This is a genomic window from Cytophaga hutchinsonii ATCC 33406 (assembly GCF_000014145.1).
Classification (GTDB): Bacteria; Bacteroidota; Bacteroidia; order Cytophagales; family Cytophagaceae; genus Cytophaga; species Cytophaga hutchinsonii.
In genome coordinates this window covers 714,678-736,846 of sequence record NC_008255.1, presented here as the reverse complement: position 1 = coordinate 736,846, position 22,169 = coordinate 714,678, and the positions used below count along the sequence as shown (strand labels likewise).

The following is a 22,169-nucleotide window of genomic DNA, read 5'->3' as shown; positions in this document are numbered from 1 at the left end:
GCTCAGGGTTGTAATTGATTAACTACTTTTTTAGTGTAAGTATTGTAAACTCACGGCTAAGCATCCCGCCTATTTTACCTTTTATCTGCTCTACCTGAGTTTCTGATTTTACAAGATTAAAATCAGTTTTAGCTACTAATGCTTCTGCCGTTTTTGTATCGTATAAGGTAAAACCAAATTGCGTGAATGGCAACTGTTCCATAAATGACTTTTGCGCAAACCCGATACTGAATATACCTTCAGGTTTCATAACGCGGTATATTTCCTGTAGCATCTTTACAGGTTCTTCCCAGAAATAAAGTGTGTTTACGGTATAGCCTTTATCAAAATAATCATTCCCAAAAGGCATATCCATGCCATCGTACATAAAAAAGAATGCCTGCTTATGATCAGCAAACGACTTATTGATCTGCTTTGCTTCCGCATGCATCAATTCAGAAATTTCAAGTCCATAATATCTGACTGTTTTTTCAATTTCAAACAGATACTGTAAATGGCCTGCATTACCATGACCGAGTTCCAGTACTTCTTCGTTTGCCGATAACTCCAACGTTTTTATCGTTTGCCGGGTCATGTTTATATTCGATTCATGCATCATATCCGACACCTGAATTCCCTTACTCCCATGAGGCTGTCTTAATTGGGCAGCTATTGCCTTTAATTCTTCATTTTCCATGGGAGCAAGTTAGGTATAAAAATAGTTCAAGTCTATATCTATAGGGCTAAACCCACTGTTATCATCTAAAAATCTGCATGTTTATGCATTCCTCTTATATTTATTTTCCTTCTTTTTAAGGATTTTAGTATGTTCGTGCATCAGCTGTTTAAATACAACAGGTAACTTTCCGGGTGACACGGATCTTCTCCTTTTATTTATTTTCTTCACATGATAGGTTTTATTCTCTCCCGTATTCAACTAATTGTTTTATTGCTGCTGACATTTGTAGCAATTCCGGCATCTGCACAAACCAGTAAAACAGAGCAGCCATCCTGTTCAAAAAAAACAGATGCATTATGGGTATTGCTAACTAAAAAACATATTGCTCCGATACAATTCAATCATACTGTTTCTGTAGAAATTGCAGATTTGTTATTAACGGAACTTGATTATAAAAAAATACATTTCTATGAATCAGACAGACAAAACTTATTAATACAGATACAAAATCTTAAACCTTCTTCTGCCAAAGATCTTTGTACGCTGATCGCCGGAATATCTGAATTGTATCAAACCAGAATAAAAGAAAGCCAGGCTATTCTTCAGACGCTTGCCGCGAATGAATTGAATTTCAGCGAAAATGAAATTGTTACTTTTTCTTCTTCCAAAAGACAATTCATGGAATCGAAAGAAAAAAAAATAAGCCGATGGAAACGGAACATTAAATTTCTTGTATTGAATAATCTGTATTACGCCGTCGACTCTGCACACAGCACCGATGTTGCTGCCCCAAGCAATTTTTTAGCAGATAAAAATAAAATTACCCGTACGATTATTGATAAGGAATTAAAAAAAATAAATGCATTAGCTGATCCTTCAACCGATTTTACTGCAACTGTTGAAAATGCCTTGCTGAATGCAATCTGCAAGCGCTTTGATCCGCATACGGAGTATTATAATTACACGGCATTTAAAGAATTTTCAGAACACCTGCAGTCGAAGGTCTTAACCTTTGGTGTATTTTTCGGAGAAACAGCATTCGGAAATTTATCCATCCGTTACGTAGCGCCGGGAAGTACGGCATGGTTTTCCAATGTGATACAAGAGAATGATGTTGTATTGTGGTTCAAATTGAATCAGCAGGTGTTTGATGTATCTGCATTAACACACACAGAAGCGAATGCCTTGCTTCAAAACGAAAAATATTCGCTTTTGGAAATCGGTTTAAAAAAAGATAACGGATCAAGTGAGACGATTAAATTAAAACGTGAAGCAATAAAGTTTGAAAACAATACCGTTAAAAGTTATATCATTAAGGATGCTAAAAAAATAGGTTACATATCTATTCCTTCTTTTTATTCGGACGATTCAAATCCCAATGCTTTAGGCGCTGCCAATGAATTGTCGAAAGAAATTTTAAAATTAAAAAATGAAAACATTGAAGGATTAATCATTGATCTGCGGAACAATGGCGGAGGTTCTTTGTATGAAGCTGTTGGCATGTCAGGTTTATTTATCGACATAGGCCCGTTGTTTTATGTTCTGGAACGCAGCGGAAAAGCAACTTTAACCAAAGATATGAACCGCGGTACCGTGTATGACGGACCATTGTGCATTATGGTGAATGGATACAGTGCATCTGCTTCAGAAATATTCAGTGCAGCCATGCAGGACAATCACCGTGCACTGATCGTTGGAGAACAAACATACGGGAAAGCTACCGGCCAGAGTATTTCACAGTTGGATACAACAAAATCAATCAGCACATTTTCTGCCACTGATAACATGGGCGCGACGAAGATCACGGAAATAAAATTGTACCGCACATCAGGCTTCAGCTACCAGGGTAAAGGTGTAACGCCCGACATAATACTTCCGTATCTGGATGTATTATCTGAAAAAGAAAACACAGAACCATTTTATCTTAAAGGTGACTCGATTGCCAAAAAAGCTGTTTTTGCATTTCCGGAAGCGCTGCCTGTTGCATCCTTAAATGAGATGAACAATATACGGATAAAAGAAAACCCGCAGTATAAGCAACTGAAACATGTTTCGGACTCGCTGCATACAACACAAGATGATGATATTATCATTCATTTAACTGCTGCAGGCTTCTGGAAAGACATGCGTATATTGAAAGCAGAAAATGAAAAAGAATCTGCAGCCGGCTCATTTGTACGTCCGGGATTTGAAGTATATTACAACCGCCTTGAAAGTGACTTTTTAAGTTACGATGCGAATTATAAAAAACTGTATACCGGCTATCTGGATGAATTAAAAACAGACCTGATCTTACAGCAGACACATGATATCATGTGTGATTTTATTAAACTTAAACAAAAATAATCGTATGAAACACTCTATGAAGTATGTTGTCTTATGCTTGCTATTTTTCATTTATTCTACTGCTTTTTCTCAAACAGCAGTAGAATATTTAAATAGTATGACAATGGAATTCGGAACTATAAAAAACGGATACTTTGAATACATCAATCAGGTGGCGCACGGCAAGAGTGCCAAGAAGGCTGAAACGAAAAGACAGGAAGTGCTTACGATTTTAAAAACTTCTAAAAGTAAAATTTCAAAGATAAAAGCATTTAATGGCAAAACAACTCTACGCGATTCATTGATATCCTATCTGGACCTTTCCTATAATGTAATGACGAATGATTATTCCAAGATCATGGATATGGAAGCCATCTCGGAACAATCGTATGATATGATGGAAGCGTATGTGACGGCCCAGGAAATTGCCAATCAAAAGATCAATAAGGGTTCAGAAATGGTTAATACGCAGATAGCGGCTTTTGCTGCGGAAAACAATATCACCATGAATGCCGGCGCGGATGACAGCCGTGATAAAGTTATCAAGATAGCAAACAGTGTAATGAAGTTTCAAAGCAACTTGAACCTGTTGCTTTTTAAAAGTTCTTTTCAGGAACAGCAGATGATCGCAGCGCTTTCCGCCGGCAACATAAGCCTGGTGCAGCAAAGCCGTACAGCTTTGATACAAGCTTCCAGGGAGGGATTAAAATCATTGGATACTATACCGTCATATAAAGGTGATGGTACGCTGGAAGTAGCATTGAGAAACATTTTAAATTTCTATCAGGACGAAGCAACAAATCAGATTCCGGGTATGCTGGATTTTTTCTTAGCTAAAGAAAATTTTGAAAAGATCAAAAAGGTTGTGGATTCAAAACCTAAAGGATCGGTAACAAAAGAAGAAGTTGATCAGTACAATGCAGCATTAGGAAAGTATAACGAATCGATCAATGCATACAATACAAAAAATAACACCTTAAATGCAAAAAGAACGCAGCTCTTTAACGAATGGAACGCCGCTGGCGATGCATTTTTAGATAAACAGATACCGAAGAAATAAGGTTACTTAATTGAAATAAAAAAAGGTTTGCTCCTATATTTAAACAGGTGCAAACCTTTTTTATTTGAACGCAGTTGTACAGAATACATCTGCAAAGTATTATTTCAAATTAATCCAGGCAATGCTGATTACTTTTTTACCATTAACACGTTCTACAACCTGCGTTACATACATGCCTGTTTCAGCATTGTAATCTCCTGTGTGGAATAATGCATACTTTGCATCCGTTGCCTTAGCGGGCTTTCCGAATAAATAGTCTTTAGTCATCTTTCCTTCACTGTTAAATGTAAAAATACATCCGCTGAGATCATCGTGGTTCATACCCGCGAGATTGACGCCTACACTTTTTTCGTTTTCAGGCCGGTCAAATTTTTCCGGAAGATCATTTAATAAAATATAGTTATTTTCTTTCCCTGCAATTAATTCCACATATGTACCGTAAAATTCATCCGCATTGGGATATAAAAACTGACCTTTGGGAGCATCCATATAACTCATCCTTTTTGGGGACGCAGTGTGCATATTCGCATAAGGTATAGCCCGTCCATAAATCTCCTGTCCATCCGGTGAAGAAGAGGTTATTGCAATTTCAGACATCCATACCACTGATGAATATTGCGAATAAACCCTTCCAGCCGACTGAACCAGAAAAAAATCATTTCCTTTTTGATCAATTATATAATTCTGTATATCATTCTCATTATACAACTTTTCGGCATTGATATTTTTTTTATAATAATCTAATGCTTTATTGATTGTAACCTGCGTTAGTTTATTAAACGCGAGTGTTTGTGGATTTATGGTTTGTGTTATGAAATGGCTATGCAATACGTCTGTATCAATTATATTGATGAGCGCTTTCAGCTGCTTGCTTTTAGCATCAAATATGAACTTACAAACAGCATTATCTTCCGTTTGTTCCGATGATTTTGTCTGAGCCAGTATTTTAGTTGTAAAGGCGGTTGCTCCTGCTTTAAGTTGTGACAGATAATATGTTGCCCCTTCACCGTCTTTTTTCGTCGTATTGCAACCATACGTAGCTAATATCACAGACTCTCCTGCATTCACATACATATCTAAAGCAGATATATACTTATATTGACTTTCCATTAATGTTAAATATGCCCGGGTTACTTTTTCATGAACAGGAGAGTAATGAACAATCTCTATTCGCTTATTAATTTCTTTAGCGAATATGTCGCATAATACTACTGCATAATAATCACTGGAAGGATCTTTCACAATTTTATAATCAGATAGTACATATCGCGAATCTGTCAGATGATATCTGGGATCTCCGGTAAGTACAGGCATTTCCAAAATTGAAGTTTCGCTTTTTAGTTTGCCTGTTGTCCCATCATATAAATATCTCATTAATGTTGGAACCCCTTTAGGAAAAATCACCAACATGACCATAATTTCATTGTTGATTTCATACACACATCTTAATCTGCTTTTATTTATTTTGTCAGCCAAAGGTGTTGTTACTTCACTAACTTTCTTTTTATTGGTATCATATAATTTACATACAATACCAATATCTTCAATCAGTTCAATACTTGCCGTATTGCCATTCTTTAATATCCTTAACTTGGCTACCTGATCTTTTTGCGGGGTCTTGTCTGCACTGAAAACAATAGTAGGTTTTTGTGCCTGCAGTGTAAAAATGTTTAATACACACACACTGATTATTAGAAATATGCTTTTCATAAATAAATATTTAAAATCAAATTTAAACTATTATTCCAAGAAGGCAAAAATAATTACAAACCGAAATAACATATTCTTTTATATGTTCAATACCTTCGCCAGCAACGCTCCCATACTAAAACAGCCCTGCAGCAAGTACCCGCCGGTAGGCGCATCCCAGTCCAGCATTTCACCGATCACATAGTGTCCGGGCAATTGTTTTAACTGAAACGTGTCATCTACTTCCGATAAAGCAATGCCGCCAACCGTAGAGATCGCTTCATTGATTGGTGCCATACCGGTTATTGCTACAGGAAAAGATTTTATATTGGTTGCAAGTTGTTCAGCATTTAAAAAAGTTTCTTTCGGAATAACTGCTTTTAATAAAGCAATCTGTGTGTCGCTTAGTTTGATTTCATTCTTCAAAATCTGCGTAAGTGATTTTGTTGTTTTAAGCGAAAGTTTTTGAATCAATGATTCTTTAGAAAAAGATGGTTTAAAATCAATCTGCATTGCAGCTTTACCTGTGTTTTGAATTTGCTTCCGCAGCAGCGGGCTTAATGCATAGACAGCCCCGCCTTCCAGACCATATGCTGTTACTACCAGCTCGCCTTTTTTTATCTGATCACCTGCGGCAACTGAAATATTTTTCAGCCACTGCCCTTCATGCTTCGCTATGAAATCCGCTGGCCACAATACCTGATAGGTACAGTTTGATGCCTTAAAAGGAATTGTTTTAATTCCTTTCTCTTGAAATGCATGCAGCCAGGCACCGGTTGATCCGGTAACTTTCCAGCTTGCCCCGCCAAGTGCGAAAACTATTTTATCCGCCTGTACAACAACATCTTTTTCTTTATGTAAAAATACGGCCGCATTATTTACTGTCCAGCCCCGCCATTCATGCAGTGTATGAATATTTATCTTTTTTGTTTTTAACTGTTCCATAAAAGCATTCAGTACTTCTATAGGTTTTACACCTTTTACCGGAAAGATCCGTTTGCTTGAACCGGTGTATGTTTCAATACCAATGTGTTGAAGCCAATCACATAAGTCTTTGTTTGTAAAGGTGCGCAGCGCCTGCTCTAAAAATTTCTGTGGTGTATAACGCGTAACAAAAGATTCAAGATCTTCTGAATGGGTAAGATTAAAACCGCCGTCGCCTGCTACTAAAAATTTACGGCCGGCAGCTGCATTCTTTTCATAAAGATGTACGTCGTATTTTTCACCATCCAGCATGGCGGCAAGCATTAATGCTGAAGGGCCGCCGCCTATGATTGCAATTGTCTGCCTGTTCATGTAATAAGTAATAGGTTTTAAGTTTTAAGAATGGTTTTAATAAGTCCATTTAATTTTTATGTATTAAGAATAATATTTAATAATTCCTCTTGTCATTTTTACAGAATTGTGGTTTCGATTCTTAAAAATTTAACAATGACAATTAATACATCTTCTTAAAACCTATTACTTTAAACATTACCCGTGCATTGTGGCGTTATCTCCATACTTAGAAATAACGGTTGCTTCGTACGCTAAAAATTCCTGCCAGCGTTTATCAATATCTTCACCTTCGCTGTATTTGCGTGCATAGTTGATGAATGTGGTATAATGTGTGGCTTCGCTGATCATCAGTTCACGGTAAAACTCTTTTAACTCCGGATCACTAATCTGTTCACTCAATAAGCGGAAACGTTCGCAGCTGCGTGCTTCGATCAATGCTGAAAACAATAAACGGTCGATTAATACATATTTACGGATATGTCCCTTGCGCATGAATGCGTAGATATCTCCTGCATATGGGTCTTTGCGCTCACGCCCCAATACCAAACCTCGTTTTTTGATAATGTCGTGCACCATTTTAAAATGCTGCAGTTCTTCCTGTGCCAGGTCGATCATATCACTAACCAGTTCGGTGTATTCCGGGAAGTTGATCACGATATACATGGCATTGGTTGTTGCCTTCTGCTCACAATAAGCATGATCGGTTAATATTTCGGGAATATTTGTTTCTACAATTTCAACCCAGCGCGGGTCTGTTGGTAATTTTAATCCTAACATAATAGCGTTATTGAATGCAGGTGCAAAGATACAAAAAATGTCGATGCATCACATCTATGTCTTATGCGCAGATTAACAGCACCATTGCGTACGCTGTTAATACCATTGCCGCCATCAAACGCAAACTGATTACCTTAATTTCTCGTGCTGACTCTCTGCAAGCATTTGTTTCGGTGTAAGCATCAATCCCAGCATCATCACCAGCGCCGAAATAACAATCACCTGAATCACCAGTGATTTGGTTACAACAGAGCCAGTGGGTTCTGGAATAATGGCCACAAAAAGTAAAATAGTAATCAAGCCGCGTGGTGCTATAAACAGGATTGGCACAAGCGGTATTCTATAAAATGCCAGCTGCAGCAACCGGATAATTATAATTGCTGCTACAATACCCAATGCATACAGAATAGTATCCGGGTTCAGTACTTCTCTTGTATGCATAAGAAATCCGAACAACAAAAAGAACAAGGAGCGGATCAGGAAAGCAGCTTCAATGCTAAGTTCGTGCAGCTTTTTAACTTCTGTTTCAATTGCCTGATATTGGATTTTACGTAAAAATTTAAGTTTACTCAATTCCTTTATATTGCCTAGCAGCAAACCAAAAATAATAATAAAGACAAGACCGGGTAAATGATATATCTTAGAAATGCCGTAGAATAAAATGATGATGATGATGATAGGACTGTATTTGATGTGATGGTTCACTTTTGTAAGCAGCAACGACAAGCAGATCGTTGCAATAAATGACAGTACGGTGATTACAACAATCTGAATAAAAAATTCGATCAGCGAATCTGTGTTAATAACCGCATTCAATGCAACAAAATTAAAGAACAATACGCCTAAAATATCTGACATACTTGTTTCAAAAACCACAAATTCACGCACACGTGAATGAAGTCCTGAAACACTCGGAATGGCAATAGCACTGCTGATCACGCAAAAAGGAATCGCATATGTAATGCTATCTTTTAATGTATACCCGCCTACATGCTTAAAAAAATAACCCAGTAAAAGCGCCAGTACAACCATAGGAATACAGGCAACGGCAATGGATTTTTTAATCATCGGGAATTTTGTTTTATCCACTTCCAATTCCAGCGAGCCTTCCAGTACAATAAGGATCAAACCTACTGTTCCCAGAACGGGCAATAAAGGATCAAGATCCGGAACGTTAATTTTAAGCGCGTGGCACGCCTGTTTAACCAGCCAGCCCGATACCAGCAGCAGAATGACAGAAGGGATTTTGGTGAACGATGCTGTTAAATCAAAAATATACGCTAACAGCAAAAGAACGCAAACAGTGATTAAAATACTCATTCAAAAAACAGTAATTGGTGAGGTGAAAGATAATGTTGTAATGTCCCTGATTCAAAGATACTAAAACACGTTTATTTTAAATGCAGATACATAAAATAGATTCTCTTTAACTTTATACCAAAAAAATAAAAAAGGCTCTCTATCTCTAAAAAGCCTTTTTACTGAAAATAAACTATAAACAAATTCTTTTAATGTTTTACTGCCTGCTTTGCCTGTATTACCTGAGTTTGATTTTTCTATTCAACATTATTTATTTATCACCGCTGCGGAACAAAAGAACCAGAAAATACAATTGATCCGCGTTGGCATACAGATAAACTGCAGTTTCGGTTCTTCGTCGCGGCGGATTTTTAGCTGATTGAAAATTTAAGCAGAAGAATAGATTACAATGCCGGAGCAACAACATGTATAATAGTTGTATCCCTTTTTGTGTTTGTTTCCAATAAATGTATCATACGATCGTTCTGCTCTACCTGAACAGAATCCAGATGCAATGACATGGCTTCGAAGCTACTGTCTTTGCTGCTTGTCTGAAAACTTACAACAAGCAGTATAGCTACCACGGACAAAGCTCCGATCAGCAATCCTGTTTTAAAATTGAAACGTGAATTGAGTGCTTCTTTTTTAACTGAAGCTTGTTCTTTTAAATGAACCTCTTCAAAAAAATTCATATCTGATTCCATCATAACTTTTAGTCGGTATTTTATAATAGAATTTATTTCAGATTACGCATTTTAATGAGAGGTACAGTATTGGCTTCATCCCCATCTACAAATACGGTAATGGCGTCTGACGATTTTACCAGAAAGGTATATTTATCAATTTTGAACGTGTTATATATAATATCCTGAAAGCTTAATTCAAAATCCAGCAGTTTATCTCCGATATAAACCATACCCGATAAAACTGAGTTGTTGATCACTTCAAGATTTAAGAAGCTGTATGATACGCCGGTGCCGTTTCCGGTTAACCAATTTGATTTTTTAAGAATGGAAAACAAATACTGAATATCCATTCCAATGCTTTTAATAATGTCGCTGATAACAAACATGTGCTTTCCTCCTATGTTAAAATGAAAATTGATTCTGTTTACGTTGGCGATCTTACACCCTATCCTTTTATAAAATAGCTTTGTTCATTCAGCTGTGATGAAAGCAAAACTGATTTTACATCTTATGCAGCACGTGTCCAGCGTATTACTGCTTAAAATGTTTTTATTAAAGGATAAGGGTATAGATCATATTTACTAATAATATTAGCAAATATAGAAACAAGAATTTACAATACTAATTATTTTAGTATTATTTTATTGACACAGAAAAAATAAATGTTAACTAATTGATAATAAGATAAAAAAATGGATGATCCAAGCTATAAAAGCGAAAAATCATCCATTTATCAGATAGTATATATGAACAAATGTGAATTACAGAATCACAATCTTTTCGTTTGCCAAAATATTCCCTTGTTCTGTTATTATGCAATTGTATACACCCGATAAAAGTCCTTCAACATCAATTGCAGTTTGTTTTTCAGTTAATGCTATAGAAATTATTTTTTCTCCTATACTATTATAGATATCGGCTTTCAGTTGATCCTTTATTACACCTGAATAGTTTATGATACATTTTTCCTGTACAGGATTCGGATAAATGGAAATAAAAGCATCTGCAGTATTTTCATTAAGTGCAGTCACAACTGTCTGATCAATATTATTGCTTTGTATAACCGTAAATTTATCTCCGCATGCCAGAGCAGACGTTGCGCTCAGCATATACACGCCATACAAATCAACTGTTGTTCCTGAATTACTATGCGACCAGCTAATACCTGCATCATGTGTATATATTATTTTTCCTGCATCACTCACTGCTACACCGTTATCTGCATCAAAAAAACTGATTCCCCGGAAAAATTCGATATTCTTAGCCGTGTAAACTTTAAGCCAGCTTTGTGCACCGTCAGTAGTTTTATAAATTCCGCCGGAGCCGGCAATGTATCCGACCGTTTCACTCGTAAAAAATATTCTTTTGGATATGTTTACGATACTTGAAACAACTGTCCATGTGTTACCTCCATTTGTTGTTTTTCTGATATCAAAATCACTTGTAATCATGTAACCCGTATTTTGATTCACAAAAAAAATATCGTCAGCCAGGGCTACGAAATCCTGCGATACAGGTGCAACAGTAAATGTGGTACCGTTTACAGATCGCCATACCTCACCCGATCCGCCAAAAAAAACATTATTTTCATTCACAGCAAAGACACTATTCATTGCTGTAACACTTGGCCGGGAAAGTAATGACCATGTTTTGCCTCCGTCTACTGTTTTCATTAAACCTTTATCTACAGCTGCTGCACCGTATCCTGTTTTGGTACCCGGAATAAATGACATTTTACGAAATCCCCAGGCAGTAGGTACAGTATACCAATCTGCGGTGGCAGCCCGGTTGTAATTAATCCCTGTTGCTGCAAAAGGTCCTGAAAATAATAGTGTATCGTGGCTAGCCGCATCAATGGTTTCGAAGCGCTGGGTGCTATTCAGATTTTGAAATACAATAGACCATTGCTGCGCATTTGATTGGAATAAAAGAACATACCCTAAAAGGAAAAAGAAAAGTTTAGTACGGATCATAAAATATAAGTTAACTGTAAGATAATAGACTAAAACTAGTAAAAATTCTACTCCAAAAAGGTTATCAATTAAAATAACGGATAAGTCATATCTGGCTGTTGTAGATTTTTGATGAAAGGTCTGTATATATATGAATCATTCTGGTAACGGTTAGGTTTTCTACAATACACACAACATTCAGGTAGTGTAATTTATAATAATTGCCGTTTAGGATCGCTCTGCAGGTATCGGGATTGATCTGATTGGTATTATAGGTGATCCTGAGATCATCTTGCGCATCAAATTGTGTGGCCATCACTCCATCTACAACTGTTTTTAGTTTTTCACAGGCAGAATGATTCAGGTATGGTGCGGGCATATCAGGAGGTATGAAATTTAACAGATTGTTCTTTTAACGGATATTGCTGAGAAAAGGCATAAAAAAAGTCCTGCTTTTCAGCAGGACTTTGTGACCTCGTTAGGATTCAAACCTAAAACCTCCTGAGCCGTAATCAGGTGCTCTATTCAATTGAGCTACGAAGCCAATTCCCTTATTGGGGAGTGCAAAAGTACATATCTTTCTCTTTTGAAACAAGCTTTCGTGTAAAAAAACCTATTTTTTACGCACACGGGTGTCTTTCAGTAACCTATATAAACTGGTACGGATGAGTGCGCCCATTTGCTTACACTTCAGAAAATCAGGGTCATTGTAATGTTTTGCCAGCTCATTTTTCAATTTTTCCACATGCGATTGGGGTGCAATGGTATCACGCATCACGGCATCCCAGAGCCCTTTGATCCGGTATTTATTTGCCCGTAATCTGGATGCCATCATGGCACGTTCCTCAAATTGATATTGCTGAATACTTTCTTCGCTTAATACTTCCTTAACAATATCGATCAGTGTATTATTCTGTTTGAAGAATTGAGGTAGATATACCCATTTGGCACCTTCATAACATTGCTGGTCAAAATCGATTGCCCGGATCCGGTAATGAAATTCTTCGAAATCGGGGGTCATCTCTACGACATAATTACTGGAATGCATATCGCCCAGCAAACGGATGAAGCAGCGTTCGTTAAATTTTACAAATTCTTTTGCCAGACGGATTTTATTCAGCGTCATTAATTTCAGATACTGATTGATGAACATATCGCCCGGTATGCCTACAATATGATCTTCGATCAACGTATCACCGTCTATTAAATAACTGATGTTGTTAGGCGATAAAATATGCTCCAGCTCCAGACCGTATACCCTCGAAGCATCTGCCACCTTCACATAAAAATAATCGTAGTTATCGTTGATCCGGTTTACCACACGTACGCGAAAGGGCTTTGTATTGCCATACACGCAGAGGTCAATACGGTCAATGAACAAGTGTTCGGTTACACTCAGATCTCCGCCGATCTTAAGCACTGCATAGATACGTTTTAAACCATCGTATATTTCCACCATATCGGAATTGCTGTAATACACACTGTCCCACAAGGTATCTTTCCCATAGCGATCCTTTAACGAAATGCGGCTGGTAAACCGGGTTAGATCCGTATAGGATAAGGGTACTTTCTGCTCTCTGTCAAACTGAAAGAGATACTTACGCAAAGGCTTTCCGATCTTATAAACGATTTTCTTTTTAGAAATTTCTGACATCCGGATACGAATAACGTGTACGACTACAAGATAAGAGAAATAGTGGACAGTTGACAGTGGTTAGTGTATAGTAGTCAGTGGTCAGTACAAGCTATTTGTGAATTGCCGCCAACATTATAACCGTTGGCTAAAGCACAAGAGCCATGAAGCGCAACAGTTCTTTAATCAACATGTGCTGCGCTTCATGGCCGGCACATTTATGTGATGGTTTTAAAAATCAATAGTTTTTCCGCATTGGTTCGTTAAAGAATGAAAATGCTACAGTAAACATCATTTCGCCGAAGGCAATTAATTCATAATTCTGTCTAAAACTTCTATCTTTACACTGCATGCAGGATCTTCATTCAGACATTCAATTCTTATTCATTATAAATCCGATCTCGGGAACAGCGCAGAAACATAAAATTCCGGAGCTGGTACATCGTATTTTAAAAGCAGATCCGAGTACAATAAAAATTGTACTGACACGGTACGCCGGCCATGGCCGGGAACTGGCTGCAGAAGCGGTGGCACAAGGCATACCGAATGTTATTTCAGTTGGCGGAGATGGTACCATGAATGAGATTGCGTCTTCCCTTCTGCACACCAATACACGCCTGGGTATTATCCCTATGGGCTCAGGCAATGGCCTGGCAAGGCATTTAAATATCCCGTTAGATATTTCAAAAGCAATTGACCTGCTCAATAATTTCAGTGTAACTACGATTGACAGCGGCAACATAAATGGCAAACCTTTCTTCTGTACAGCAGGGATCGGGCTGGATGCACAGGTAAGCAAAGTATTTGATGAACTTCCGACCCGCGGTTTAAAAACCTATACTAAGGCATTTATAAAAAAAGTACGCTCGTATAAAGGCGATGATCTGAAAATCCGCTTAAATGATAATCAGGAAATTTCTGGGAGATTTTTATTGACAACATTTGCCAACTCCAATCAATTCGGCAACAATGCGTTTATTGCACCTGAAGCTTCTCTAACGGACCAGCAACTGAACCTTGTACTGTTAAAGCCGGTGAATGTGTTGCAAGCCATTGAAAAAATTTATAAACTATTTTCAAAACAGCTGCACAACGATAAGGATACCACACAACTGTTATTTCATAAAATAGAAATCACTAAAAATGAAACAGGGCCTGCGCACATTGACGGAGACCCTGTTCTGTTAGATAAAACGATTGTTGTTCGGTGTGATCCAAAATCGCTGCATGTGCTTACGCCCGCAGCGCATTAGTTCTATTGTATTGTTTTGGTTAATACCTGTATGCTGGAACACTGGAACAAGCCGATCGCATTGTTGTCAAACATACTTGGCACGTTTGCAGGCGGCGTAGAGAAAAACCCTCCGTCATTATTCAGCTGTAAGCTGGCTGCATTGTAAAATTTGTAAGCAGGTTCTGTAAGAGAATAGACTTCCAGCTTAGCTTCCTTTCCTACAGCATCGTTTTCATATCTGTACATATCCAGGTCCTTTATCTGTCCGTCGGTATTTTCATTACTTGCATAATTGATGTAGTTTACATCATTCAGCAAGGAATCATTTTGATATCCTTTAAACAAATAATATAATTTCGTATTCATTGAAAGGGTTGCTGTTAGCTGCATGTAATAACCTTCTTCATCAAATCCCTGAGCAGGTTTAAATACAATATTAATGCTACTGTTCTTTTCCAGTGCCGGTAAGATAGAAATGGATTTATATGTTTTACCTTCAAAATCTACCTGCAATGTATACGTATCGTTTACTACACCTTTCATTGCAACACTTTCATATTGCTGCTTAACAGCATTCCATAGTAACGTTTCTGTATTGCCGTGATCATCTGACAATGTAACGGTGCCGGTACCTAAACTTGGCGGCGGTGTATTATTTAAATAGTCGGTTGACTTTGTAATCACTACTCTGGCTATAGAATCTTCATACAAATATGCCTGAATGATAACGCGCTCTTCCCCTTTGGGCGGATTGATGTCTATTACTTTCTGACAGGAAACTAATAAAACTGCTGATAATAGAATGAATATATTTTTCATTTTAAAATTAGAATTTAAAATTGTAGGTAACAGACGGAATCGGTGCCGGAAAATAAATTGCAACGTATTCTTTGTTGCCGGTGTCTTTATTTGTTTGTGCTACAACTGTCCATGGGTTAATATGCGCGAATCCATACAGGTTATAGATCGAGAAGCTCCAGCTTCCTTCCCATCTTCTGCCTTCTTTTTTACGTTGATCAATGGTGATGGAAAGGTCAAGACGGTGATAGCTTGGTAAGCGGTAAGAGTTTCTTTCCGGATAAACTCCCAGCCAGAAATAATCGATTGCATAACCTCCGCCTGTTGGCAAGCCAATCGGGCGACCGGTACCGAACACAAACTGTCCGCCGAACGTAACCCTGTCACTGATTTTATAAGAGGCAATCACATTCAGGTTATGTCTTCTGTCATATCCGGCAAAATATTTTTTACCATCATTGATCCCGGGAATCTGTTTGTAACTCCAGGATAAGGTGTAACTCACCCAGCCTGTCAATCTGCCTTTCTTTTTCTTTACATAAAACTCTGCCCCATAACTCCAGGCTTTACCAATATACGCCTGCGTTTCGATCTGAGGATTTAACAGGAGATTTGCATTATCAATGTAATCGATGGAATTTGTGTAGGTTTTGTAATAACCTTCCACCGATGTTTCGTAGGTATTATCTTTCAGGTTTCTGAAATATCCAACCGAATATTGATTCACAGCTTCCGGTTTGAAATAATTGGTGCTTGGCACCCACACATCAAATGGAACCGGCGCAAGTGAGTTAGAAATTTGATGAATATATTGGTAGTTGCGGTTAAACCCTGCTTTAACAGAAGACTGTTCGTCCAGTAAATAACGCGCAGCAATTCGTGGTTCAAGGCCCCAGAACGTATTAATTATATCTCCTCTTCCATATACCGTTGAATCAATCTTTGTACCTGTAACCGGATCTCCGTTATAATTGTACACTGTACCTGTGCCAACATTATTAAACATATTCAGGCGCAAGCCATAATCCAGTGTTAAATTTTCCGTAAGCTTTTGTTTGTTTGAAGCAAACAATGCTCCTTCCAGTGAATGATATCTTGGTAGTACAGTTTCAGCAAAAATTGATGTCTCAGCTGATGGAGTAAATTTCCCCGGGTTATATTCGCGCTGACTTACAGACCAGCCAAGATGCAGCTGATGACGTACAGAAGGAATGTATTGATAATCCTGTTTTACACTGTTCTCCGTAATACCTGTTCCAAAATTAAATGCGATAGCGCCCTGATCAATTCCTAAATCAAATTTGTATTCGGAATGCGTATAGATTGTATTCAAAAAAACTTTGTCTGAAAAGATATGATTCCAGTTTGCTGTGAATGTAAAGTTCCCCCAGCCCATTCCGAACAAACCTCCAAATTTGAATTTATCTTTTCCATAATAGGAAGATATATACAGGCTGTTATTTTTATTGAACTGATAATTAATCTTTCCGTTCAGATCATAGAAATACAATTTATTTTTTCTTGTATCCGGATTGGATGAAAGTAATAAAAACAAATCTGCATACGATCTTCTTCCTGATACAATGAATGTCCCTTTGCCTTTAGCAAATGGGCCTTCAAGCGTTAAACGGCTTGCAATGATACCGATACCACCTGTAGCTTTAAATTTCTTTGAATCACCGTCGCGCATTTTTACATCTAACAACGATGATAATCTTCCCCCGTACTGCGAAGGAATACCTGCCTTATACAGTTCTGCACTTTTCACCGCATCAGCATTAAAGATTGAGAAGATACCGAATAAGTGTGATGCGTTGTATACCGGTGCTTCATCAACGACAATCAGATTCTGATCGGCGCCCCCTCCGCGTACATATAAGCCGGTGTTCCCATCGCCTGCTACCTGCACACCCGGAAGTGTCTGAATATTTTTTACAATATCCACTTCACCAAATAACGCCGGCAGGGTTTTAATTTCTTCAACAGTAATCTGTGTGGCACCCATTTTTGTGTCTGTCACATTTTCATTCGGCGCTTTGTCTGTAATCTCAATCACTTCAGATGAAAGTATATCTTCCTCCATCGTGATTGTGACCACAAGATTTTTATTTACATTAATTGTTTTTTGCTGTTCCTGATAACCGAAATAAGAAATAACCAGCGTATATCTTCCTTGTGGCAAGGTTAATTTAAACGCGCCATTATTATCTGTGGCCGTACCGGCAGTGCCATCGCTTATTTTGACAATCGCACCAATCAATGGTAATCCGGAGGAATCAGCGACCACACCTGTAACTGTAAAATTGGTTTGTGCATTTGTGTAACTAATACTTAATAAAAAGAAAACACAAAAACGGATAAGATATTTCATTGGTATAATTTGTTGCTTAATAAACCAGTTAATTAAAATGGTACTAGTACATGCATGCATTATCATGACAAGATTTTACAGTAGCCCCCCTATTACAAATATATTTATTCTTTGAAAAAATTAATCAATACAGCATCTTTTGTTGTAACATACAATCGGTTATTTATGAGTATTACTCCTGTAGCGCCTGTAAATATTGGATTTGTATAGATGCGTTCTTTGTAGGTATATATATTAATTAAATGTAAACTTCCATCTTTTAAAAAAACCAAATCTTCTTCGGAAAAACTAACATAGGTTAATCCGGTTACAGGGATGCGTGTTTTATAATTTCCCATGTTATCAAATATTAACACACCGGAATTAGCATCGTTAATAAATAACAGGTTTTGGTATTCGCGCATGAAATTCATATTGTATTGTTCCGGGTCTATAATCAGATCCAAAGGTGTATTGATATCAACGGATAAATAAGTAGAGTTATATTTTTTCAAACTAAAATCCTGATCATCCACGAGCCATACATTCTGATCCAGTGATGAAGTTGCGATACGGGCAAAGCCTACGGCTGATGTTGAAAAGCTCAAGGATTGAGATGGATTTAAAAAGCGATCGTAATAGTAATAGACTTGATATTCACTGTAGAATACAAAAATATTTACATTCCGGTATGCTTCAATGGATGTAATTTGTCCGCGTCTTGGTGGAGATGCTAGTACAAACTGCTTCCCTAACGAATCAATTTTATAAATATTACCTGTAATGTCTGTTAAATAAATAAATCCATACGGATCCGAAGAAATACATCCGATCTGTTTAGGAATTTTAACAGCTTCGAGCTGCCTGATCTGTTGTGCCTGAGAAACAAACGCAAATAAAAATAAACAGACTACAGCGAATATGGCTCTGATGTTTCTTTCCATGAAATAAGTTTTAGCTCGTTGCCATCGAATTCTGCAAACGTATCAAATTTAATCCAGTCTCCAATGTTCACATATCGCGCTGAATCACCTACCGGCAGATCCAGCGGCATATGCCTATGTCCGAATATATAATAAGACCTATGTTTTAGTACGTTTTGTTCTTTACAATATTGCCACAAAAATTCTTTTTCTTCAAAAAACCGATCGTCGGTATTATGCTGACGACTTTTACCGGACCAGAATTTTGCTATTCCCATACCAATTGCCGGCGGAGTCATTTTGAATACCCATTGAAAAAACGGATTGACAAATACTTTTTTGGTACACTTATATACAAAATCACCCGGGCCGAGTCCGTCTCCGTGACCGATCAGAAATTTTTTCCCGGCAATTTCCCAATCGATGGGTTTATGAAAAACAGTTACACCTAATTCTTTTTCCAGATAACCGAACATCCACAGGTCGTGATTGCCTGTATATAAATAAACCGGAATGCCGGAATCTGTAAGCTGTGCGATCTTACCTTGTAAACGTGCGAAGCCTTTTGGTATGACGTGTTTGTATTCAAACCAGAAGTCGAAGATATCACCTAATAAAAAAACTGCCTGCGCTGCAGGTGTGATTGAATCCAGAAATCGAATAATCTTTTTTTCTCTTTTCCAGCTTTCTTCATCTGAAGGAACACCTAAATGAAAATCGGAAAGGAAATATATTTTTTTACCTGCCTGAACAGATTCAATTTGATGAATCATCTATTAAAAAGACTAATAATTCTTTAGGGCCATGTGCGCCCAATACAAGTGTTTTTTCAATATCAGCCGTACGGCTCGGGCCAGTTTCCAGGCAGATCATGGACGGCAGGTTTGCACCATACGTATTTTTCATCCGCTCCATCCCGTCTTTAATATCATATACCAGCTGTGAGGTTCTTGCAATCACTACATGTATATGCGGATAAATGGAAAGTCTTCTGCCGGATAATTTGGCGGAGCTTACCAATGCGCTGCCTGTACGTGCGATCAGCGCTTCACAGGTTGTGATACCCACGCCAGCCTGCGTGAAATCCTTTTCACTTGTTTCAAATACCAGAGCGGAAGGAGCTAACATATCTATCAATGATTTCTCCCATACATAGATATTGTTAAAACTTTTAATTTTAGCAACATCAGTAATAACCTCACACAGTTCTTTTTCATTTTCCACAAAATAAAATTCTCCTTTATGATGTAGAAACTGCTGAGCAAAAACAACAGACAGATCCTCTTCCGGGGATCTGCTGTATATATCTGTGGTAAAATTCGGTTCCGGAGGAAGTGGATTCCTCCGGGTCAAACCTTGCCGTATTCTTTTTAGTATTGCTTCTTTGGAAGGATTAAGCGCCATAAAGAAGATTATTTATTATACGTTCCTTCGTTTGTTGAATAGGTTGAAGAACCTGAATTCCCTTCCTGCTGTGCCGGATTGGGTATGATATCGGGCAGTGTTTCAGGAGCATCTACTTTATTTGTAAATGCCTGATAGGTTGTTTCAGCTTCAAACGGGCGCTTACCAATCAGTTTCTCCAGATCCGACTGGAATAATATTTCTTTCTCTAGCAATTGCTTTGCAACTATTTCAAGTTCCGGCTGCTTTTCAAGCAACAGTTTTTTCGTTCTGTTGTATGCTTCATGTACAATGTTGCGTGCTTCCTCATCAATGGTCTGTGCCGTTGATTCAGAGTATGGCTTGTTGAATGAATAATCACCAGCTTTGGAATCGTAGAAAGAAATATTTCCGATCTTATCATTCATACCATAAATAGATACCATTCCGTATGCCATTTTAGTAATACGTTCTAAATCACTTAACGCTCCGGTAGAAATTTTACCGAAGATGATGTCTTCAGCGGCACGGCCACCAAGTGCCATACACATTTCATCTGTGAGCTGTTCTACCGTATATAAGAATTGTTCTTTTGGTAAGTACTGCGCGTATCCCAATGCAGCTACACCGCGAGGTACGATACTTACTTTAACCAACGGATCTGCGTGTTCCAGGAACCAACCAGCAACAGCATGTCCGGCTTCATGGTATGCAACAATTTTTTTCTCTTCCGGTGAAATGATCTTTGTTTTCTTTTCAAGCCCGCCGATCACACGATCAATGGCATCCTGAAAATCCTGCATATCAATTTCAGATTTATCTCTACGCGCGGCAATCAATGCAGCTTCGTTACATACGTTCATAATCTCTGCACCTGCAAAACCCGGTGTCTGTGCTGCAATCTTTTTAGGATCAACATCAGGCCCTAATTTCAATGGTTTCAGGTGTACTTTAAAGATTTGCTCTCTACCAACGATATCCGGTTTATCGATACTGATCATTCTGTCAAAACGACCCGGACGAAGCAACGCTGAATCCAATACATCCGGACGGTTTGTTGCAGCTAAGATAATCACACCTGAATCTGTTCCGAAACCATCCATTTCAACCAATAAAGAGTTTAATGTATTTTCTCTTTCATCGTTTGAACCCGGCATGTTTCCGCCTTTGCCACGCATACGGCCAATCGCATCAATCTCATCAATGAAAATGATACATGGCGCCTTTTCTTTTGCCTGTTTAAATAAGTCACGCACACGTGCGGCACCTACCCCTACAAACATTTCAACAAAGTCTGACCCTGAAAGTGAGAAGAACGGTACGCCAGCTTCTCCTGCTACTGCCTTTGCAAGCAACGTTTTACCTGTACCCGGAGGGCCTACCAACAAAGCGCCTTTAGGAATCTTACCGCCAAGTTTTGTAAACTTTGTCGGGAAACGTAAGAAATCTACGATCTCTTTTACTTCTTCCTTTGCTTCATCCAAACCGGCAACATCCGCGAACGTAATTTTCACTTTGTTATCCTGATCAAATAATGCTGCTTTAGATTTACCTATGTTGAAGATCTGTCCGCCTGCGCCGCCGCCGGAAACTCTTCTGAACAGGAACCAGGTACCTACAAATAACAATACCCAGAATCCTAAGGTCACCAATTGACTGGTTACTTCAGCACGGTTGCTGTCCACTTCAATGGGCACCTGATATTCTTTGGGAACCTTTTCTTTGTTCAGGAACTCTTCGTATTTCGCTTCAAAATCATATGAAGGTGTAATTTCAAATTGAAACTGAGGACCTGTTGCTGTACCTGAAAACGGACTGTTCGTTCTTTTAAGCAATTCATCGTATCGCCCGCTTTTTAAGGCTTCATCTGTAATGGTAACCTCAACATTGCGGTCGTTTACCAGAACAATCTTTTTAACATCGTGCTGAAGCACCATATCAAAAAAGCGTTGCTTGGTTGTTTTCTGAATGCCGCCGGAACCGCTGAAATAAGCGATACCCACAACAACCAGCAATAATGCACTAATTAAAAAAATCTGATAATTAGTTTTTTGTGATGGATTTGGTATTGGACTCTTTTTCTTTTTTTTATCCTCAGGTATACTCATATATCTCTCTCTTTAA

At 38.1% G+C, this 22,169-nt stretch carries 19 protein-coding genes and 1 tRNA gene; 3 read left to right on the top strand and 17 right to left on the bottom strand.

Features of this window, described 5'->3' with window-relative positions; translation table 11 throughout:
- Positions 1-22: 22 nt before the first annotated feature.
- Positions 23-676, bottom strand: a complete 654-nt coding sequence (locus CHU_RS03125; protein ID WP_011584036.1) for a class I SAM-dependent methyltransferase — start codon at positions 674-676, stop codon at positions 23-25.
- A 210-nt stretch (positions 677-886) separates the two neighbouring features.
- Between CHU_RS03125 and CHU_RS03120 the strand changes: the two genes are divergently transcribed.
- Both CHU_RS03120 and CHU_RS03115 read left to right on the top strand, forming a co-directional pair.
- Positions 887-3,004, top strand: a complete 2,118-nt coding sequence (locus CHU_RS03120; RefSeq protein ID WP_011584034.1) for a S41 family peptidase — start codon at positions 887-889, stop codon at positions 3,002-3,004.
- Positions 3,005-3,008: 4 nt separating this feature from the next.
- Positions 3,009-4,043 (top strand): LIC11966 family surface protein, encoded by a 1,035-nt coding sequence (locus tag CHU_RS03115; protein WP_143143968.1) that lies wholly within the window; start codon positions 3,009-3,011, stop codon positions 4,041-4,043.
- A gap of 99 nt (positions 4,044-4,142) precedes the next feature.
- On the opposite strand, the gene CHU_RS03110 is transcribed toward CHU_RS03115, so the two are convergent.
- The 10 genes from CHU_RS03110 to CHU_RS03065 form a co-directional block, all read right to left on the bottom strand.
- Positions 4,143-5,753 carry a hypothetical protein gene (locus CHU_RS03110; protein WP_011584032.1) on the bottom strand — a complete coding sequence of 537 codons (1,611 nt, stop codon included), beginning with the start codon at positions 5,751-5,753 and terminating at the stop codon, positions 4,143-4,145.
- 78 nt (positions 5,754-5,831) lie between these two features.
- Positions 5,832-7,028, bottom strand: a complete 1,197-nt coding sequence (locus CHU_RS03105) for an NAD(P)/FAD-dependent oxidoreductase (RefSeq protein ID WP_011584031.1) — start codon at positions 7,026-7,028, stop codon at positions 5,832-5,834.
- Between the two features lie 177 nt (positions 7,029-7,205).
- Positions 7,206-7,787 carry a tRNA-(ms[2]io[6]A)-hydroxylase gene (locus CHU_RS03100; protein WP_011584030.1) on the bottom strand — a complete coding sequence of 194 codons (582 nt, stop codon included), beginning with the start codon at positions 7,785-7,787 and terminating at the stop codon, positions 7,206-7,208.
- A gap of 129 nt (positions 7,788-7,916) precedes the next feature.
- A complete protein-coding gene (locus CHU_RS03095; protein WP_011584029.1) occupies positions 7,917-9,107 on the bottom strand; it encodes a sodium:proton antiporter in 1,191 nt (396 codons plus the stop codon).
- A 383-nt stretch (positions 9,108-9,490) separates the two neighbouring features.
- A complete protein-coding gene (locus tag CHU_RS03090) occupies positions 9,491-9,793 on the bottom strand; it encodes a hypothetical protein (RefSeq protein WP_011584027.1) in 303 nt (100 codons plus the stop codon).
- 29 nt (positions 9,794-9,822) lie between these two features.
- Positions 9,823-10,158, bottom strand: coding sequence for a hypothetical protein (locus tag CHU_RS03085; RefSeq protein ID WP_011584026.1), 336 nt, complete (start codon positions 10,156-10,158; stop codon positions 9,823-9,825).
- A 375-nt stretch (positions 10,159-10,533) separates the two neighbouring features.
- On the bottom strand, positions 10,534-11,745 hold the full coding sequence (locus CHU_RS03080) for a T9SS type A sorting domain-containing protein (RefSeq protein WP_011584025.1): 1,212 nt from the start codon (positions 11,743-11,745) through the stop codon (positions 10,534-10,536).
- Between the two features lie 85 nt (positions 11,746-11,830).
- Positions 11,831-12,103, bottom strand: a complete 273-nt coding sequence (locus CHU_RS03075) for a hypothetical protein (RefSeq protein WP_011584024.1) — start codon at positions 12,101-12,103, stop codon at positions 11,831-11,833.
- Between the two features lie 91 nt (positions 12,104-12,194).
- Positions 12,195-12,268: transfer RNA gene (locus CHU_RS03070), tRNA-Arg, on the bottom strand.
- 69 nt (positions 12,269-12,337) lie between these two features.
- A complete protein-coding gene (locus tag CHU_RS03065) occupies positions 12,338-13,378 on the bottom strand; it encodes a hypothetical protein (RefSeq protein WP_011584023.1) in 1,041 nt (346 codons plus the stop codon).
- Positions 13,379-13,707: 329 nt separating this feature from the next.
- On the opposite strand from CHU_RS03065, the gene CHU_RS03060 reads away from it, so the two are divergent.
- Positions 13,708-14,610, top strand: a complete 903-nt coding sequence (locus CHU_RS03060) for a diacylglycerol/lipid kinase family protein (protein ID WP_011584022.1) — start codon at positions 13,708-13,710, stop codon at positions 14,608-14,610.
- 2 nt (positions 14,611-14,612) lie between these two features.
- Here the strand turns inward: CHU_RS03060 and CHU_RS03055 are convergent, their stop codons facing one another.
- The 6 genes from CHU_RS03055 to ftsH all read right to left on the bottom strand — a co-directional run bounded on the left by CHU_RS03055 (position 14,613) and on the right by ftsH (position 22,153).
- The gene (locus CHU_RS03055) at positions 14,613-15,410 is read right to left on the bottom strand and encodes a DUF4249 family protein (RefSeq protein ID WP_041932158.1); all 798 of its coding nucleotides are present in this window, start codon (positions 15,408-15,410) and stop codon (positions 14,613-14,615) included.
- Between the two features lie 7 nt (positions 15,411-15,417).
- Entirely contained in the window at positions 15,418-17,760 is a 2,343-nt protein-coding gene (locus tag CHU_RS03050; RefSeq protein WP_041932157.1) for a TonB-dependent receptor, read from the bottom strand.
- A 104-nt stretch (positions 17,761-17,864) separates the two neighbouring features.
- Positions 17,865-18,683, bottom strand: a complete 819-nt coding sequence (locus tag CHU_RS03045) for a hypothetical protein (protein WP_011584019.1) — start codon at positions 18,681-18,683, stop codon at positions 17,865-17,867.
- A complete protein-coding gene (locus CHU_RS03040; protein WP_011584018.1) occupies positions 18,650-19,435 on the bottom strand; it encodes a UDP-2,3-diacylglucosamine diphosphatase in 786 nt (261 codons plus the stop codon). Before CHU_RS03040 ends, CHU_RS03045 begins: the two co-directional genes overlap by 34 nt.
- Complete coding sequence (locus tag CHU_RS03035; RefSeq protein WP_011584017.1) at positions 19,419-20,066, bottom strand: LutC/YkgG family protein; 648 nt, start codon at positions 20,064-20,066, stop codon at positions 19,419-19,421. Before CHU_RS03035 ends, CHU_RS03040 begins: the two co-directional genes overlap by 17 nt.
- An 8-nt stretch (positions 20,067-20,074) precedes the next feature.
- Complete coding sequence (gene ftsH, locus CHU_RS03030) at positions 20,075-22,153, bottom strand: ATP-dependent zinc metalloprotease FtsH (protein WP_011584016.1); 2,079 nt, start codon at positions 22,151-22,153, stop codon at positions 20,075-20,077.
- Between the last annotated feature and the right edge of the window lie 16 nt (positions 22,154-22,169).

Excerpts from the sequence above, each read along its gene's own strand:
- CHU_RS03115 (WP_143143968.1), top strand. The coding sequence starts at position 3,009 with ATGAAACACTCTATGAAGTATGTTGTCTTATGCTTGCTATTTTTCATT.
- CHU_RS03125 (WP_011584036.1), bottom strand. The coding sequence starts at position 676 with ATGGAAAATGAAGAATTAAAGGCAATAGCTGCCCAATTAAGACAGCCT.
- ftsH (WP_011584016.1), bottom strand. The coding sequence starts at position 22,153 with ATGAGTATACCTGAGGATAAAAAAAAGAAAAAGAGTCCAATACCAAAT.
- CHU_RS03085 (WP_011584026.1), bottom strand. The coding sequence starts at position 10,158 with ATGTTTGTTATCAGCGACATTATTAAAAGCATTGGAATGGATATTCAG.
- CHU_RS03095 (WP_011584029.1), bottom strand. The coding sequence starts at position 9,107 with ATGAGTATTTTAATCACTGTTTGCGTTCTTTTGCTGTTAGCGTATATT.
- CHU_RS03060 (WP_011584022.1), top strand. The coding sequence starts at position 13,708 with ATGCAGGATCTTCATTCAGACATTCAATTCTTATTCATTATAAATCCG.
- CHU_RS03050 (WP_041932157.1), bottom strand. The coding sequence starts at position 17,760 with ATGAAATATCTTATCCGTTTTTGTGTTTTCTTTTTATTAAGTATTAGT.
- CHU_RS03065 (WP_011584023.1), bottom strand. The coding sequence starts at position 13,378 with ATGTCAGAAATTTCTAAAAAGAAAATCGTTTATAAGATCGGAAAGCCT.
- CHU_RS03055 (WP_041932158.1), bottom strand. The coding sequence starts at position 15,410 with ATGAAAAATATATTCATTCTATTATCAGCAGTTTTATTAGTTTCCTGT.
- CHU_RS03120 (WP_011584034.1), top strand. The coding sequence starts at position 887 with ATGATAGGTTTTATTCTCTCCCGTATTCAACTAATTGTTTTATTGCTG.
- CHU_RS03040 (WP_011584018.1), bottom strand. The coding sequence starts at position 19,435 with ATGATTCATCAAATTGAATCTGTTCAGGCAGGTAAAAAAATATATTTC.
- CHU_RS03105 (WP_011584031.1), bottom strand. The coding sequence starts at position 7,028 with ATGAACAGGCAGACAATTGCAATCATAGGCGGCGGCCCTTCAGCATTA.
- CHU_RS03080 (WP_011584025.1), bottom strand. The coding sequence starts at position 11,745 with ATGATCCGTACTAAACTTTTCTTTTTCCTTTTAGGGTATGTTCTTTTA.
- CHU_RS03075 (WP_011584024.1), bottom strand. The coding sequence starts at position 12,103 with ATGCCCGCACCATACCTGAATCATTCTGCCTGTGAAAAACTAAAAACA.
- CHU_RS03035 (WP_011584017.1), bottom strand. The coding sequence starts at position 20,066 with ATGGCGCTTAATCCTTCCAAAGAAGCAATACTAAAAAGAATACGGCAA.
- CHU_RS03090 (WP_011584027.1), bottom strand. The coding sequence starts at position 9,793 with ATGATGGAATCAGATATGAATTTTTTTGAAGAGGTTCATTTAAAAGAA.
- CHU_RS03110 (WP_011584032.1), bottom strand. The coding sequence starts at position 5,753 with ATGAAAAGCATATTTCTAATAATCAGTGTGTGTGTATTAAACATTTTT.
- CHU_RS03100 (WP_011584030.1), bottom strand. The coding sequence starts at position 7,787 with ATGTTAGGATTAAAATTACCAACAGACCCGCGCTGGGTTGAAATTGTA.
- CHU_RS03045 (WP_011584019.1), bottom strand. The coding sequence starts at position 18,683 with ATGGAAAGAAACATCAGAGCCATATTCGCTGTAGTCTGTTTATTTTTA.